The sequence below is a fragment of the Natronosalvus amylolyticus genome (assembly GCF_024298845.1).
In the GTDB taxonomy this organism is placed as follows: Archaea; Halobacteriota; Halobacteria; order Halobacteriales; family Natrialbaceae; genus Natronosalvus; species Natronosalvus amylolyticus.
In genome coordinates, this window is the sequence record NZ_CP101156.1 from 85,945 (window position 1) to 101,070 (window position 15,126).

Annotated in this window: 14 protein-coding genes; 4 read left to right on the forward strand and 10 right to left on the reverse strand. The window is 62.1% G+C overall.

Annotated elements, in window-relative coordinates; translation table 11 throughout:
• Nucleotides 1-58 precede the first annotated feature (58 nt).
• Nucleotides 59-1,132, forward strand: a complete 1,074-nt coding sequence (locus NLK60_RS00425) for a saccharopine dehydrogenase family protein (RefSeq protein WP_254808934.1) — start codon at nucleotides 59-61, stop codon at nucleotides 1,130-1,132.
• An 87-nt stretch (nucleotides 1,133-1,219) separates the two neighbouring features.
• Here the strand turns inward: NLK60_RS00425 and NLK60_RS00430 are convergent, their stop codons facing one another.
• From NLK60_RS00430 to NLK60_RS00445, 4 genes are all read right to left on the reverse strand, one after another.
• The gene (locus NLK60_RS00430) at nucleotides 1,220-2,113 is read right to left on the reverse strand and encodes an aminotransferase class IV (protein WP_254808935.1); all 894 of its coding nucleotides are present in this window, start codon (nucleotides 2,111-2,113) and stop codon (nucleotides 1,220-1,222) included.
• On the reverse strand, nucleotides 2,106-2,804 hold the full coding sequence (locus NLK60_RS00435) for an anthranilate synthase component II (RefSeq protein WP_254810513.1): 699 nt from the start codon (nucleotides 2,802-2,804) through the stop codon (nucleotides 2,106-2,108). Before NLK60_RS00435 ends, NLK60_RS00430 begins: the two co-directional genes overlap by 8 nt.
• 91 nt (nucleotides 2,805-2,895) lie before the next feature.
• A complete protein-coding gene (gene pabB / locus NLK60_RS00440; RefSeq protein WP_254810514.1) occupies nucleotides 2,896-4,446 on the reverse strand; it encodes an aminodeoxychorismate synthase, component I in 1,551 nt (516 codons plus the stop codon).
• Nucleotides 4,447-4,568: 122 nt separating this feature from the next.
• Nucleotides 4,569-5,393: a hypothetical protein gene (locus NLK60_RS00445; RefSeq protein ID WP_254808936.1), complete on the reverse strand. Its 825-nt coding sequence runs from the start codon at nucleotides 5,391-5,393 to the stop codon at nucleotides 4,569-4,571.
• A 297-nt stretch (nucleotides 5,394-5,690) separates the two neighbouring features.
• Between NLK60_RS00445 and NLK60_RS00450 the strand changes: the two genes are divergently transcribed.
• Nucleotides 5,691-6,881 (forward strand): AI-2E family transporter, encoded by a 1,191-nt coding sequence (locus NLK60_RS00450; protein WP_254808937.1) that lies wholly within the window; start codon nucleotides 5,691-5,693, stop codon nucleotides 6,879-6,881.
• 415 nt (nucleotides 6,882-7,296) lie between these two features.
• Here NLK60_RS00450 and NLK60_RS00455 read toward each other — a convergent pair whose 3' ends face one another.
• From NLK60_RS00455 to NLK60_RS00475, 5 genes are all read right to left on the reverse strand, one after another.
• Nucleotides 7,297-7,755 carry a rhodanese-like domain-containing protein gene (locus NLK60_RS00455; protein ID WP_254808938.1) on the reverse strand — a complete coding sequence of 153 codons (459 nt, stop codon included), beginning with the start codon at nucleotides 7,753-7,755 and terminating at the stop codon, nucleotides 7,297-7,299.
• 180 nt (nucleotides 7,756-7,935) lie between these two features.
• Nucleotides 7,936-10,623, reverse strand: coding sequence for a DNA mismatch repair protein MutS (gene mutS / locus NLK60_RS00460; RefSeq protein WP_254808939.1), 2,688 nt, complete (start codon nucleotides 10,621-10,623; stop codon nucleotides 7,936-7,938).
• A gap of 145 nt (nucleotides 10,624-10,768) precedes the next feature.
• Entirely contained in the window at nucleotides 10,769-11,152 is a 384-nt protein-coding gene (locus tag NLK60_RS00465) for a CHY zinc finger protein (RefSeq protein WP_254808940.1), read from the reverse strand.
• A gap of 132 nt (nucleotides 11,153-11,284) precedes the next feature.
• Nucleotides 11,285-11,500: a hypothetical protein gene (locus NLK60_RS00470; protein WP_254808941.1), complete on the reverse strand. Its 216-nt coding sequence runs from the start codon at nucleotides 11,498-11,500 to the stop codon at nucleotides 11,285-11,287.
• 237 nt (nucleotides 11,501-11,737) lie between these two features.
• Entirely contained in the window at nucleotides 11,738-12,754 is a 1,017-nt protein-coding gene (locus NLK60_RS00475; RefSeq protein WP_254808942.1) for a Gfo/Idh/MocA family protein, read from the reverse strand.
• Between the two features lie 162 nt (nucleotides 12,755-12,916).
• Between NLK60_RS00475 and NLK60_RS00480 the strand changes: the two genes are divergently transcribed.
• Both NLK60_RS00480 and NLK60_RS00485 read left to right on the forward strand, forming a co-directional pair.
• Complete coding sequence (locus NLK60_RS00480) at nucleotides 12,917-13,156, forward strand: glutaredoxin family protein (protein ID WP_254808943.1); 240 nt, start codon at nucleotides 12,917-12,919, stop codon at nucleotides 13,154-13,156.
• A 415-nt stretch (nucleotides 13,157-13,571) separates the two neighbouring features.
• Nucleotides 13,572-14,279, forward strand: coding sequence for a hypothetical protein (locus NLK60_RS00485; RefSeq protein WP_254808944.1), 708 nt, complete (start codon nucleotides 13,572-13,574; stop codon nucleotides 14,277-14,279).
• A 68-nt stretch (nucleotides 14,280-14,347) separates the two neighbouring features.
• Here NLK60_RS00485 and NLK60_RS00490 read toward each other — a convergent pair whose 3' ends face one another.
• Nucleotides 14,348-15,025: a helix-hairpin-helix domain-containing protein gene (locus NLK60_RS00490; RefSeq protein ID WP_254808945.1), complete on the reverse strand. Its 678-nt coding sequence runs from the start codon at nucleotides 15,023-15,025 to the stop codon at nucleotides 14,348-14,350.
• Nucleotides 15,026-15,126: the final 101 nt, after the last annotated feature.

A 15,126-nucleotide genomic window follows, 5' to 3' on the forward strand; every position in this document is an offset into this window, starting at 1 on the left:
GATTTGTCCCCGGCACTGGCAACGTGACCTTTAGGACGGTCCGGGCGAACGTGGCTGTATGGACACCGCGCTCATCTACGGTGCCTACGGTTATACGGGTTCGTTGATCGTCGACGAGGCCGTCGCTCGTGGTGGCTCTCCGGTGGTAGCCGGGCGGGACGGAGAGCGACTTCGAGACGTTGCAACCGAGCACGAACTCGAGAGTCGCGTGTTTGACCTCGAACGTGGTCGCGCTATCGAACGCGCACTCGACGGTATCGACGTCGTGTGCAACTGTGCGGGTCCGTTCGTCGAGACCGCAGCCCCACTGGTCGAGGCCTGCCTCGAGACCGGGACGGACTATCTGGATATCACCGGTGAGTTTCAGGTGTTCGACCGACTGGCCGACGAGGACGAACGGGCGATAGCCGCCGGCGTTACCGTCCTCCCCGGCGTCGGCTTTGACGTCGTCCCGACGGATTGTCTCGCCGTCATGCTCGCCGACCGGGTACCCGGGGCGACCGAATTAACGCTCGCTATTGCGAGCACGAGTTCGGTGTCACGCGGGACGGCGAAAACGATGGTCGAGTCACTTGGGTCTGGTGGCGTGGTTCGCCGACGCGGTCGACTCGTTCAGGTGCCGACAGCCTACGACGTCCGGGAGATCGATTTCGGCGAGCGCGTCGGCGTAACCCCGGCCGTTACGGTTCCCTGGGGCGACATCGTTACGGCCGCTCACAGTACCGGTATCGAAACGATTTCGGTCTATGCCGGTGTTTCGAAGCGGGCGATCCGCGCGCTCAGAGCCGGCGGCTCACTCGAGTCAATCGCCGGAACTGCTCCGGTCAAATCCACACTCGAGCGCCTGATCGACGCGACCGTCGACGGGCCGGACGGGCGAGAACTCACCCAGGACCGTGCCGTCGTCTGGGGTGAGGTCACCGACGGTAAAACGCGTCTTCGAGGGCGTCTCGAGACGCCAAATCCGTATGCACTGACCGTCGAAACCGCTACCAGTGCCATCGAACGGACGCTCGATGACGACGTTCCTGCGGGCTTTCAGACGCCGGCAACGGCCTTTGGCCCCGAGTTCATCCTCGAGTGTTCGGCGGTCGATCGGTGGATCGACGAGCCGATGGCCGTGCCCTCGTGAGCAGGGAGCTGTTACAACCGGTCAGAATATTGGAGGAGCGAGCCGTCCACCCGCTCGAAGCCTTTCAACACCGTAACTGGCAACCGTTCACTCCCGGTAACACTGCCGTTCGACACGCTCGGCGAACAGCCGCGAGAGCAAGGCGGTAACGGGACCTGGGGCCTCACACGCGAGGCCATCGACGCGTTCGACGGGTCGAAGTTCCCACGTGGTGTTCGTCAGAAACACCTCGTCAGCCCCCCGAACCTCCTCGAGTTCGTACCAGCCTTCGTTGACCGGGACCGACGCCTCTTCGGCCAGTTCCAGCACGATCGCTCGAGTGATGCCCGGAAGGACCGAGCCCTCGAGCGTCGGCGTGTGTAACCCGGCGTCGTCTACGAAAAAGACGTTGCTCGTCGCCCCCTCGGCGACGTAGCCCTCGAGGTCGCGAACGATTGCTTCGTCGGCGTCGTAAAGCTCTTCTCTCGCCAGGACTCCGTTGAGATAGTTGTGTGTCTTCGCCCCCGCGGGCAGTGCGGCATCGGGGATACGCCGCGTTTTCACCGTCTGCAGCGTCGCCGGCCCCTCCCAGACGGGCGTTCCCTCGAGGCCGCCTCTGGGCAGCGGTTTGGCCCAGATCACTACGGTCGGCTCGACGGTCGGCTGTGGTGTCAGCTTCCCCGGCTGAACGCCGCGGGTGATCGAGAGCCGAATGTAGGCGTCCTCGAGGTCGTTTGCCGCAAGCGTCTCCGATATTCGCGATGAGAGGTCCTCGCGAGTAAGCCCGTGATCGAGTCCGAGTGCTGAACAGGTTCGCTCGAGGCGGTCGAAGTGGGCTTCAGCCTCGAAAATCGATCCGCCGTATGCGCGCAGGGTTTCGAACGCGCCGTCACCGTAGCGAAAGCCCCGGTCGTCGACGCTCACCGTGGCCTCGTCAGCGGGCACGAGCGAGCCGTTGACGTGATACAGTCGCTCTCGAGCGCCTCCATCAGCCTCACTCATCGCGACCCTCGGTGGAAGAGGCACTCGAGTGTGACAACGCGTCGGCCCGACCGTGCTCGGCGGCATACGCACAGAAATTGCGAATCATTCGCTTGCCGATCTCGAGCGAGAGGTGCGTCCCGGTATCGTCTTCGTCGCCGTTCGAGACCTCCCGAGTCAGGATGCTCTCGGGGTGGAACTGGACGCCGAGATGCGGTTTGTCGCGATGGCGGACGGCCATCAACACGTCTCGCTCGTCTGCCGTACTCGCCGTCTCACACAGCGTGTCAGGGAGATCGGCGCGGTCGACCGACAGCGAGTGGTAGCGCCCGACCTGTACTGGCGAGGGGACGTCCGTGAACAGTCCCTCGCCGGTGTGGTCGATCCGTGAGGGTTTGCCGTGGACGACGGCCGGTGCGTGGCCGACTGGTGCGCCGTTTGCGGCACACAGTGCCTGGTGTCCCAGACACACACCGAGAATGGGATAGTTCGTTTCTTCGAATAGCGGTATCGAAACGCCGGCCTCGGCTGGGGTTCCGGGCCCCGGCGAGATGATGATGCCGGTCGGCTCGAGGTCGTGTACGTCCGCGATCGAAATGGCGTCATTTCGTTCGACGATTACCTCGCCGGCGACCTCCCCGACGTACTGAACGAGGTTGTAGACGAACGAGTCGTAGTTGTCGATGACCAGGATACGCGTCCGGTTTGCCACCGGTTCCTTGGAGCTGGGTGTCTCCGACTTCTCGGACGTGGACGTCTCCGACTTCTCGTGTGCACCGTCTGCATCCCTCGAGTCGGATCGGTCACGCACGTGGTTCACCTCCATCGGTCTCGAGGCCACCCTCGAGTGCCATGCCCGCTCGCTCACCCAGCGCGGTGTCGATTGCGTTCAACAGCGCTCTGGCCTTCGCGAGCGTTTCGTCGTATTCGCTGGCCGGGTCCGAGTCGTGGACGATGCCCGCACCGACCCGGAGGTGGTACGCCTCGCCGTAGCGCACCAGCGTCCGAATCACGATGTTGATGGTCGCCCGGCCGTCGAAGCCGGCGATGGCGACGCCGCCAGTGTAGGGGCCACGCTGGGTGGCCTCGAGTTCGTCGATAATCTCCATCGTCCGCGGTTTCGGTGCCCCGGTGATCGTCCCGCCGGGGAACGTTGCGGCGATGGCGTCGGCGAGCGTCGCGTCCGGGCGAAGGCTGCCGGTGACGTTCGAAACCAGATGCATGACCTCTGAGTAGCGGTCGATGCGTCGGTACTCCTCGACGTCGACGCTGCCGTATGCACAGACAGCTCCAAGGTCGTTTCGCTCGAGGTCGACCAACATAGCGTGTTCGGCTCGCTCCTTTTCGTCACCGAGTAAATCGGCCTCGAGGGCGTCGTCTTCGGTCGTCGTCTCTCCTCGTGGCCGGGTGCCGGCGATGGGTTCGGTTCGAACGAACGACCCGTCCCGCTCGAGTAAAAGCTCAGGGCTGGCACTGACGAGGTCGACCGCGCGACACTCGAGCAGACACGAGTACGGTGCCGGGTTCACGCGACGAAGGGCGTCGTACGCGTCGACCGGGTGGACGGCCGCTGGGGCGACCAGTCGCTGGGAGATGTTGGCCTGAAAGGTGTCGCCGTCGCGGATGTAAGCTTTCACCCGTCGAACGCGGTCAGCGAAGGCGTCCCGGCCGCAGTCGCTTTCGAACGTCGCCTCCGGATCCGATACGGGGGGTTCGCCGACCGAAGGGTCTCCAGAGACGGCAGTGCGAGCCAACTCGAGAGCTCGTTCCCGGCCGCGTTCGTAGGCCGCTCGAGCGATTTCACGACGGGATTCGGCGGTGTGACTGTCTGTGGTGTCGGACGGGGCAACCGGCACAACCACTCGCGGACACGCGGTGACCCGAAGCGTCGTCGCTTCGCCTGCCTGTGTTGGACACTCCCAGGCGGCAAACCGGTCGAACAAACCCATCTCGAGGCGAGGCAGCTCACGGTCGTCGACGGCGGATTCGGACAGGTCTTCGAGTTCGCGGGCGATGTCGTACGACAGCCACCCGGCGACGCCACACGGATAGGGAACGTCACAGTCGCCCCGGACGAGCGTCGCCGTCTCGAGCAGTCCCTCGAGGGCGGCCAGTGTGGGTGCCATCTCCGAATCCGGGTTGCGACAACGGGCTGCCTGATTAACGGTCAGTGTCTCGACCGGGTCCACGCCGAAATAGCCCCAGCCGGATTGTCCGCCGGTCGTCTCGAGAAAGACGCCGTTCGCCCCGTCCCGAACCCGTTTGTAGGCCACGAACGGATCCTCGACGGATACCCGGACTTCGACGGGAATTCGAATCGCGGCCATCATCGGTGTCTCGTCGATCTCTCCCATCCCTCGTTCGGATTGGGGATCGGCGGCACCTGCGGGATCGGCCGAGTCGACGAGGTCGACGAACGCCTGTTCGTCGGTGATGACGCGCGGGTCGTTCATGCCTGCCACAAGGCGACGGCCGCCTAACGCTTTTGCGGTTCAAGGTGGACCGAATCGACCGATACTCGTCGGCCAGCCTCGAGCGAACCGACCGCATTCGTTCGGTAATTGTCGGCGGTGGACGCCTCGGTCGTGTCCCCACCAGGTTCGGCGTCTCCATCGACGACGAGCAAGTCGACCGACTCGGTTTCCGCTCCGGGAAAGACCGTGACTGCGTCGGCCAGGAGGGAGACGATGAGCCCAGCAGTCACCGCCCGTGGGTCACCAAGAGACGTTCCGACGCCGATTCGGTCGCCAGATCCGACCGCCCACTGCTCGACGAGCGAGTTCGCCGCCTCGAGCACGCGCTGGTGGCTGTACACCGTGGGCTCACTTGCAGTCAGGCTGGGTGGGTCGACCAGGAGCGGCGTGTCGGGTGCGATATCGACCGGCGGGAACGAGGGGTTCTCACTCCACAGGCCGCTCTCGAGGTGTCTGGCTGCCGGCTCATCCGGATTGTCCCCGTAGCCGATACGCTGGAGCCCCGGATACGTCGCATACGTCTCGAGGTTCGCAGTTGGGGCCACGAGCGTTCGAAGTGACTCGACCGCCTCGCCCCGGGGCGGGTCGAAACAGGTCGTTCCCTCGAGTAGTGCCGTCCCAAAAAACGCAACCGTGGGGAGTGGCCCGTCCCCAGCGATGCCAACGGTGACGCCCTCTCGTACGCCGGTATGGCGCAGGAAGTTCCCCGCCTTCCACGCCGTCGTCCGCAGCCAATGGGCGTCGAACTGTCGTCCAGTCGCGTCCTCGAGTGCCGGCCGGTCGGTTCGCGACTCGCGCCCGAAGTACGCATCCAGCGTCATCTCCATGGGTGGCGATTGGGGACCGGGTCACAAAAGTGAGCCACTTTGGGTTGGACACCGTCGCTGGGCGATTGCGGGAGACGGTCGTCACACTGGACCGTCCACCACCGGCAGGCGCGAGTGTTCGACGGTGCGGGAACTCGAGCACCCCTCAGGATTGTGTAACTGTTTTTCGGCCAGCGACCATCCCGGTTTGTCGCCACCACGACACCGAACTCAATCACTCGAGCGAGTGACAGTGTTGTCAGATCAGCTGCTAATCGGAACGTCAACATTTATTGTGGTTTCCAAACAGGTCTGTGCATGGACGTACGAACCGCGTTTTTCGTGTTTATGCTGGCGGTTTTCGGGTACATTGCGGCGCTGATGGTGTTACCGCTGTTTCCGTACGTCATGGCTGCGGGGTTGCTCGCGTTCGTCCTCTTTCCGGCACAGCAACGCCTCGAACGACGCCTCGAGTCGGCCCCCGTCTCGGGGAGACTCAGATCGAAAATCGTCGCGCTCGGCCTGACGGCATTTGCGCTGGTAGCCGCTGTCGTTCCGCTCGCCGTGTTTTCTATCGTAGTGTTACAAACCGTCGTCGCGTATCTCGGTTCGTTCGACGGGCCGGAAGCGGTCGAAGAGCTGCAGGCGTTCGCTCGTGAAATCGGGCTCGACGACGACACGATCGCTTCCATCGAAGAACAGATACTCTCGGAAATCGAGACCGAAGTCCTCACCGATGTGATCGATATCATCGTCGGAGAGTCCTTGCGGCTGTTGAATCTGGGTATCGAAATGGGGATTGGCCTGCTGGTTCTGGTCTTCTTGCTGTATTACTTGCTGGTCGACGGCGACACGTTCGTTGCCTGGCTCGGCGAGATCGCCCCACTCGAGCCGACCATCAGAGACGAACTGTTCGACGAGGTCAACACCGTCACCTGGGCCGTCATCAAGAGCCACGTGCTGGTCGCCGTCGTCGAAGGAATACTTGGTGGGTTCGGCCTCTGGCTGGTCGGCATCTCCAACGTCGCGTTCTGGACGATGGTGATGATCATCGTCTCGTTCCTCCCGGCCATCGGCGTCTGGTTCGTCTGGGGTCCGGCAGTGGGCTATCTCGCTGCGACTGGCGAACCAACGCTCGCCCTCGTCTTGCTGTTGTACGGCATCGCCGTCCTTTCGGTCGTCGACAACTACCTGCGGGCGATTTTCGTCGACCGGAGCTCCGGCCTCCACCCGGCTGTCGTCCTGATCGGCGTCATCGGCGGTATCTACCTGCTCGGCATCATGGGGTTGTTCCTCGGGCCCGTCCTCCTGGCTGTATTCAAAGCCGGGCTCAACGTCTTCGGTGAAGCCTACGGCAACCTCGAGGCCCGGCCAACGCTCGCCGATGCCGACGGCGCGCACGGTGGGGGAGAGAACCAACGATACAATCGAATCAACGGCCCACCACCGAGTCCGGACACGGAACCTGACGAATCGAGTGGCGAGAACGGTACCCCCGACGAAACGTAAGCAGGAGACTCGAGTCGAAGGCGGATTCGTGTCGACAGTACACCTTGCGTTCGACTTCGGTGGTCGGGCCTACCAGCCTCCAAGGGGGCATGACGAACTCATCAGGTGGGAAACGAACCAGGGTGAGACACCCGTTTTCGCCTCGAGCTCTCGAAATGAATCCCAATTGACTCTGTTGATATGTTCGGTAGACGACAAGCATTGGCTGCTGACTATAGAGAATCCATGAAAATCTCGCAGCTAAGGGTCTAGACCGTGAACGAGGCACTAGGGACTGGCTGAGACCGCAACTCATCCGGTGCGATAAGCACGTTACTAGAGAATGGTCCGAGCCCGTGATAAGACGCGGAATCTTGTGCCATCGAGCACGTATAAGAGGATGGGTTCAGCACGATGGTACCTTTTGATCCATGGCTTAGGTGCGTTCCGGGGCGTCGAACACCTGTGTTGGTCCTCCTGCGACCACCCATGCCGAGAAGCCACCCTCCAGGTGCGCGACGCGTTCGAGGCCCAATTGCTGTGCTCGCCGCGCGGCGAGCGCCGACCGTGACCCGCTGGCACAGTAGAACACGAGTCCCGCTGCATCGTCGAATTCATCCTTGTAATGGGGACTGTTGGGATCCAGATGAGTCTCCAGCCTCCCTATCGGCGCGTGAATCCCCCCGCGAACCATGCCGGCGGCCAACTCGTATCTCTCACGAACGTCGACGAAGTGGACGCCGTCTTCGTCGGTCAGCTCGACCGCCTCCTCGGGTGAGTACGCCTCGACGACGGCTTCAGCCTCCGCGACCAGTTCCTTGTACTCAGGGGTGATCGCCGTCTCTCTGCGGTGATCGGTCGGTTCTCTCTGGCTACCGGTGGCGTGACGTGACATCGGTACATCACTCGTATCCCTACATGGCTCAGTTACATAGCGGCAACTGGCGACGAATTTGCACGGGTTACTCGGGAGGCAATCGGTGACCGATTCGCACTGTGTGTTCATCACGACTGCCGAAACCCATCACTGGGATTGAAATTTTAACAAAGCTCACGATTTCCTTTCTGTCCGTCGTCACTCCTCGAGCAACCGTTTGAGTCGGTCGAGTTCGGTCAACGCTTCCACGGGCGTCAGGTGTGCCAGGTCGAGCGCTCGGAGTTCGGCGGCCACGTCAGTCGGGTCGTCGCCACCGTCCGAACTCATCCGTGCCCGTGCGGACTGGGCGTTGTTGATTCGATCCCCATCGTTTCCCCCTTCAGTCTGCTCGTCGTCTACCGCGATTTCAGCCAGTTCCCGCGAGCGCTCGAGTACCGGTTCGGGGACGCCCGCAGCCGTCGCTACCTCGACGCCGTAAGAGCCATCAGCCGTTCCTCGTTTGAGGGTGTGGTTGAAGTCTATCTCGCCGTCGACGTCCGTCGCCTCGAACTGGAACGCTTCGGCAGCCTCGAGATCGCCTGCCAGTTCTGTCAGCGGGTGATGGTGGGTTGCAAAGAGCGCAATCGCCCCGATCTCGTCGTGGATGTACTCGGTGATCGCCTGGGCGATAGCGAGGCCATCCGTCGTCGAGGTCCCACGTCCGACTTCGTCGAGGAGCACGAGTGACCCCTCGTCGGCTTCGCGTAACACCGTCGAGAGCTCTTCCATCTCGATCATGAACGTCGAGCGACCGCCAGCGATGTCGTCGCTGGCACCGACGCGGGTGAAAATTCGGTCGAACGGCGTCAGCCGAACGCGTTCGGCGGGGACGAAACTCCCCATCTGGGCCAGCAAGGCTATCTGGGCCACCTGGCGCATGTAGGTCGATTTCCCGGACATGTTAGGCCCCGTGATGATCGAGAGCCGCGTCTCCGAATCGAACGCCGCATCGTTGGGAACGAACGACGACTGGGTTCGTTCGACGACCGGATGGCGTCCGGCCTCGATCTCGAGGTGGCTTCCGTCGTCAGATCTATCGCGCTCGAGTATCGCCGGCTTGCAGTACTCACGCTCGGCGGCGACGGTTGCCAGCGAGCACAGCGCGTCGAGGGCGGCGAGCGCGTCCGCCAGGTCCTGCACGCGTTCGACCTCGCCTGCGACGGTTTTGCGCACGGTACAGAACAGATCGTACTCCCGTTCGTCCGCCCGGTGAGTCGCACCGACGATTTCGTCCTCTCGCGATTTGAGTTCCGGTGTGACGAAGCGCTCGGCTCGTTTGAGCGTCTGTCGGCGCTGGTACTCCTCGGGCACGGCATCGAGGTTCGGGTTCGTCACCTCGATGTAGTAGCCATGTACCGAGTTGTGGCCGACTTTGAGCGAGCTAACCCCGGTTCGCTCCCGCTCTCGGGCCTCGAGGGCGTCGATCCACTGTTTGCCGTCCCGTTTGGTCGCTCGCAGTTCGTCGAGTCTGTCGTCGTAGCCGTCGGCGATGATACCACCTTCGGTGATCTCGTGGGACGGGTCGGCCACGATCGATCGCTCGATGCACTCCCGAACGTCTTCCAGCGGGTCCAGTGCCTCGAGAATCGTCTGGAGTGCCTCGGCTTCGACACCCTCGAGTGCGTCTCGAACGTCGGGAACGACCGCGAGGGTGTCGTGTAGCGAACGCAGATCACGGGCGTTCGCTCGCTCTCGCGAGATACGCCCGATTAGCCGCTCGAGGTCGTAGACGGCACGCATCGACTCCTGTATGCTATCGCGGCGGCGCGGATCGTGGGTGAGTTCGTCGACGGCGTCGAGTCGTGCCTCGATACGGTCGGCGTCGAGCAACGGTCTGCGGAGCCAGTCTCGAAGGCGACGGCCACCGAGTGCGCTCGCGGTTTCGTCGAGAACGCCAATCAGTGTTGCTCCGCCCTGCCCGCGGACGGTTCGCGATTCGAACAACTCGAGGCTTCGAACCGCGACGGCGTCGAGCAGCAGATACTCCCGCGGGTCGTAGCGACGCAATCGGGTCAGGTACTCGAGGCGCGTTCGCTCGCTACCGGTGTCGTTCTCGGTTTCGGTGTCGGAGTCGCTCTCTGTCACGTCGACGCCGCCCCGAACGTACTCGGCATAGGTCAACAACGCGCCGCAGGCTCGAATTTCTACGTCGCTGCTGACCAGCGATTCCGGTGACCCAAAGTACGACGTGAGCACATCAGTCGCTGTCTCGAGAGCGAAGGCACTCTCATCGAACGGCGTCACCATGCAGGAATCCGGCGGCAGTGACGACGGTGCGTCGGGGCCGAGGATGGCTTCGGTCGGTCGAAACCGGCTGATTTCGTCGGCGATTCGGTCGCGGTTGGACGCACTCGTCACGAAAAAATCGCCCGTCGAAACGTCGAGCAATGCGAGTCCGATTTGGCCATCTCCCGCCGTGAGCGCGGCCACGAAATTGTTGTCGTCGGCCGAAAGCAGTTCGTCCTCGGTGATGGTCCCAGGGGTAATCACGCGAGTAACCGCGCGTTCGACGACGCCGGCCGATTCCCCCGGCTCTTCTATCTGGTCGGCGATCGCCACGCGGAAGCCGGCCTCGAGCAACGATTCGATGTAGGAGGCGGCGCTGTCGACAGGAATTCCCGTCATCGGGTACTCGCCGGTAGAATCCTCGCGGCTGGTGAGCGTCAACTCGAGTAATCGGGCGGTCGTTTCGGCTGCGCCACAGAAGGTCTCGTAGAAATCACCCACCTGAAAGAGCACGATGGCGTCGTCGTAGGTCGCACAGAGGTCGTGATACTGGGCCATCATCGGCGTGAGTTCGTCCCGTTTCTCAGCCATCGCCGGTGGTGGACCGAGCGCCGCATCCATACACCATACCGACGCCTGCACGCAAAAATACCTGCTGATTGCCCCACCGACTCGAGCACTGGCTGACCGACTCAGCGGGATTGGTGTCACTGTATCCGGTCAGCGATCAGCTCGGTCCGTCGCTGACGTGCGAGACGACAAAGAACTAGCAGTCGATGTCGGCATCCGGCCCAGTCAGGGCGTCGAAGCCACCCGGCGGCCGCTCGAAGTATCGGTCGTAGTGGTCACGACAGCCGGGATTGAATTCGGCGTCACACTCCGGACAGACGTTCTCGGCCTCGAGATATGCGCTGGCCGTCACCGTCGAGTCACAGGCCCCGCAATAGACGGCCGGTTCGTCGAATCGCTCGAGTGGCCACGGCTCCGGATCGTGATCGGCAACGGCGTCGTGACACTGAAAACAGGGATAGAAGGCTTCACAACAGCCAAATCGAAGTGCTACGACGTCCCGTTCGCTCGCATAGTGGGCACAGCGGGTTTCGTCGTCGACTTCGAGGCCACGAACCGTGACGTTCGAACTGGGGGGCACGCTCGAGTGATAGCCCGGAGGTGTGGTGAGTGTTTGGGTGCCGGTTCGGTAGTATCTGTGACGGTAGCGGTTCGCTGGTAGCTGTGACGGTAGCGGTTCTTCGGTGGTTGTGTGGCTGGTTTGTGTCGCCTGTCACGCGAATTTCGGTCGTTCGGTGGTCACTTCGACGTCTCCGTCGACCCGGGGTTTTTCGGATCCGTTCGAGTAGATGTACTTCCCGGTGCTATCACATAGGGTACACTGGTAGGTTTCCATAATCTCGTTGATCAGTTCGCCGTCGGCGAAGTACACACGGCTCTGGGTGATCTGCAGGAACTGCGCCGTTTCACAGTTGGCACACTCGATCATATCGGCCGACACACCGCTCCCCCAAGTAGTTATCCAGCGGGTACTCTCGAGACAATGTCTCGGTATCGCGAGTAGTGAGTGACTGTCAGCGGTCGTGTGTTCAAAACTCCAGCATTCGACAGCGGCCTCGAGGGGTCGGTCAGACGGCAATAACTCGAGTGAAAGGTCCCATTTCCCGGTGGGTTCGACGAAACGATCAGCAGCGTCTTTTGTTGGAAACGCTTTGTTCCCGGGTGGTTACACTTCGAGGTCGACATCGATCCGTTCACCCGTTCGAGCGGACTCGTAGGCCGCCTGGGTGAGCGCCGTTACGGTGAGGGCATCCCGGGCAGTCGCCGGTGGCTCGGTCCCCTCTCGAACGCTCTCGAGGAACGCATCGGCTCGCGTTTGCTCGTGTCGTGGGTCGATGTAAGGATGGTGTTCGCTGCTGTCGCGTTCGATTTCGAACACCCGTCTCGAACCCCACTCTTTGCCCTCGAGGTAGACCGCACCTTCGTCGTCCCAGATGTGAACGTGTTCTCTGACGGCTGGCGCGTCGCCGAGAAATGAAAACGTCCCGGTCGCACCGTTGGAAAAGCGAACGTCGAGATGGGCCCGTCTGTCGATTCGTTGTTCGTCGTCGTGAAAATCCATCGTGGCGCGGACGGATTCTGGCTCCAGGCCGGTCGTCCAGCAGACGCCATCGAGGACGTGACTGCCCGTATCGGCGAGAAAGCCGCCGCCAGATAGCGAGGGCTCGAGTCGCCAGGTCCCTGCGGAGTCAGCGATCCAGTCCTGGGTGATCGAGGCAGTCACCCACGTCGGCTCCCGGTCGCGATAGCGTTTCCTGGCGTGTCGAAACGCCGTCTGCAGGTGACGCTGGTAGCCCACCATCAGCGTCGGTTCCTCCTCGTGTGCAGTCCGAGCGGCGAGGGCTTTCGCGTGCTCAGGGTCGACGGCCAGTGGCTTGTCGCAGTATACAGCCAACCCGTGGTCCATGGCAGCCACCACCTGTTCGTAGTGAACGGTGTGGGGCGTCCCGACGAGAACGGCGTCGAGTGGGGCGTCCTCGAGCATTGATTCGTACTCGCGATAGCGCTGAGTGGGCGGTATCGAAAACCGATCACCAACGAGTTCGAGCCGACCTCCATCGACGTCACAGACCGCGACGACGTCGCCATCCGGGTGCTGGACGAATCCCTCGCCGACGACGGTGCCGATGTAGCCGAGGCCAACGATGCCGACTCGAGTGGATTCGTGTGTCTGTTTTGCCATACCCTCGATTACGATGACCCTGTATAACCCGTTTGGCCCGTTATCCGGCCCGTACGCCAGTCGTACCTGCCGCTGTCTGGATGCGTCGACCACGGACGGAGAAAACCAGCGGGGTCCGCCGACACCGCTGTTACTTTTGTACTGGCGTGCTAACGGCGTTCTATGTCCATCACGTTGTACGAACTCGAGGACTGTCCGTTTTGTATCAAAGTCGCCGAGGCGCTTCAGGAAGCCGATGTGGAGTACGAATCGGTTTGGACGGACGCCCTGCATTCCGACCGTGACGAAGTCAAACGCGTCTCCGGACAGCGTGGGGTCCCCGTCCTCGTCGACAACGAGCGTGGCGTCACGATGGCAGAATCGGACAACATCCTCGAGTACGTCCAACGCACGCTGGCCTAACTCGACCCGGGCGTCCGGTCAGTGGCAGGGTCTTCGTTTCCCCGAGGAGTGACAGAGTCATCGTCTCCCGACCAACCAAGCGCTCGAACCCCTGGGTAGGTGGGTGCTACCTCGTGCGTATTTCCACCCTGCCAACGTTTGGTATTGGTTATCCTTCCACGAGGGAGTCCATAACAAAACTCACGGCGACCATCGGTTGACGTGCGGGGCGTTGAACCCCCGTCGGGTGTGCGCTCGGTTCCACGACCCTGTCGAGTGCTGTGCGTTCGTGCCCGGATGTCTCGGATCGGACTCGCCCCCGTTTCGAGTACGCTCATGTCTCTCGATCAGGTGGGACCCCCGCCCCACCTGATTCACTAAAATACTTCTTTTAGCTACCGTGATTTATACCCGTTCGGCATCACAAAGAGGGTGTATGAAGCAAACACGACGGCGTGTGTTGCTCGGCGTTGGAACCGGCACTGCAGCAGTACTCGCGGGCTGTCTCGGTGATAGTCCGGACCCTGCAGCAGGTTCTGACGACGATGACGATTCCGATGACACCAACGAATCGGGGGACGATACTGGCGACGACCAGTCTGACGACGGCGATGACACTGTTGAGGAATCTACAGATGACGAGAGTGACGAAGAAGCAGACTCCGAGGATCAAGAGGCCGAGACCCAGACCGCTGGCTCCGTTGTTGATCACCACACAGCCTCATACAACGCGACGAACGGCGGGACCTCGATAGAACAGTTCCGACGACGCGACGGGGCAACGGAGTACTTCGAAGGCGTCGAGAACGAGCAGGTCGATGCACTCGTTGAAGACACCGACTTCGACGCCGACCTGCTCGTCGCCCTCGAGACCGAAGGGACCAACGGCTGCTATAAACTCCTGGTCGAGTCAATCGAAACGGACGACGAGGGCGGCGTCGATATGGTTGCTCGAGCGACCGACACTTCGAGCGATGACGAGGCCTGCACCGACCATATCCCGAACCTTGGCTTGCTCGTCCGCGTGGTCTTCGATGGCGAACGGCCCAACCAGGGGTCGTACCGAGTCATCGACGGCTGGGGCGAAGAACACGGCTATAGCTGGGCGAGCGATAGCGCATCAGACAGCGAAACTGACGGCTGAGGAGTGCCAAAGTCGGCAATAAGGCTCCCCAGAATCGGCGATAACGATACGCCGCAGACACCACGTTTTCAGCGAACGCTTGCGCGGTCGATCCAGCCCTGTAACCGTTTGGCAGAGATATCCGTCTCTGCTGAGAGACTGTCTGCGTCTGCGGCGGCCAGATCCGCGACAGTCTTTACGCCCGCTCCCTCGAGGCGGTCGGCGTAGGCCGGTCCAATTCCTTTGATGACGTTTACGGGTTCGCTTTGCTCCTCGCTCGAGGCCTCCGAAGGCTCGTTCGATTCGTCGTCACTCGAGGTTGTTTCTGTGTCCGCGTCCTCCTCGTCGTCACTTTCGGCATCTGCATCGGTATCTTCGTCGTCGCCGTCGGCATCTGCATCGACATCTTCGTCGTCGACTGGACCTCCCGCATCGTCAGCCCCGTCATCCGCATCGCCTCCGTCTGCGGTTTCGCCGACTGTTTGTGCTTCTGCCGAGTCAGTCGATGATTCGTCAACGTCAGGATCGGTCGGACCCGCCGCCTCCGCGGGTTCGGCAGCCTGCTCCGGTTCGTCCGGGATGTCGGTCATCGCGCCGGTCGAACTCGAGGCGTCCGTCCCGGCCGCAGCGGCGTCATCGAGATCGACGTCAGTTTCGTCCCGTTCACGTTCGACAGTCACGCCGATGTCGCGGCCATCGCGTTGGCGAGAATCAGCGTCGCGACTGCCCAACCCGAGCAGTGATTTGAGTTTCTGCAGGAGTCCCATTGGTCGGTCGTAGTTGCCAGCAATACTTAAAGCCGTCTGATACAATCAGTGGTCCGGAGTCACCATCCTGCGTGATATATTACACACTCGAGGTGCAACAA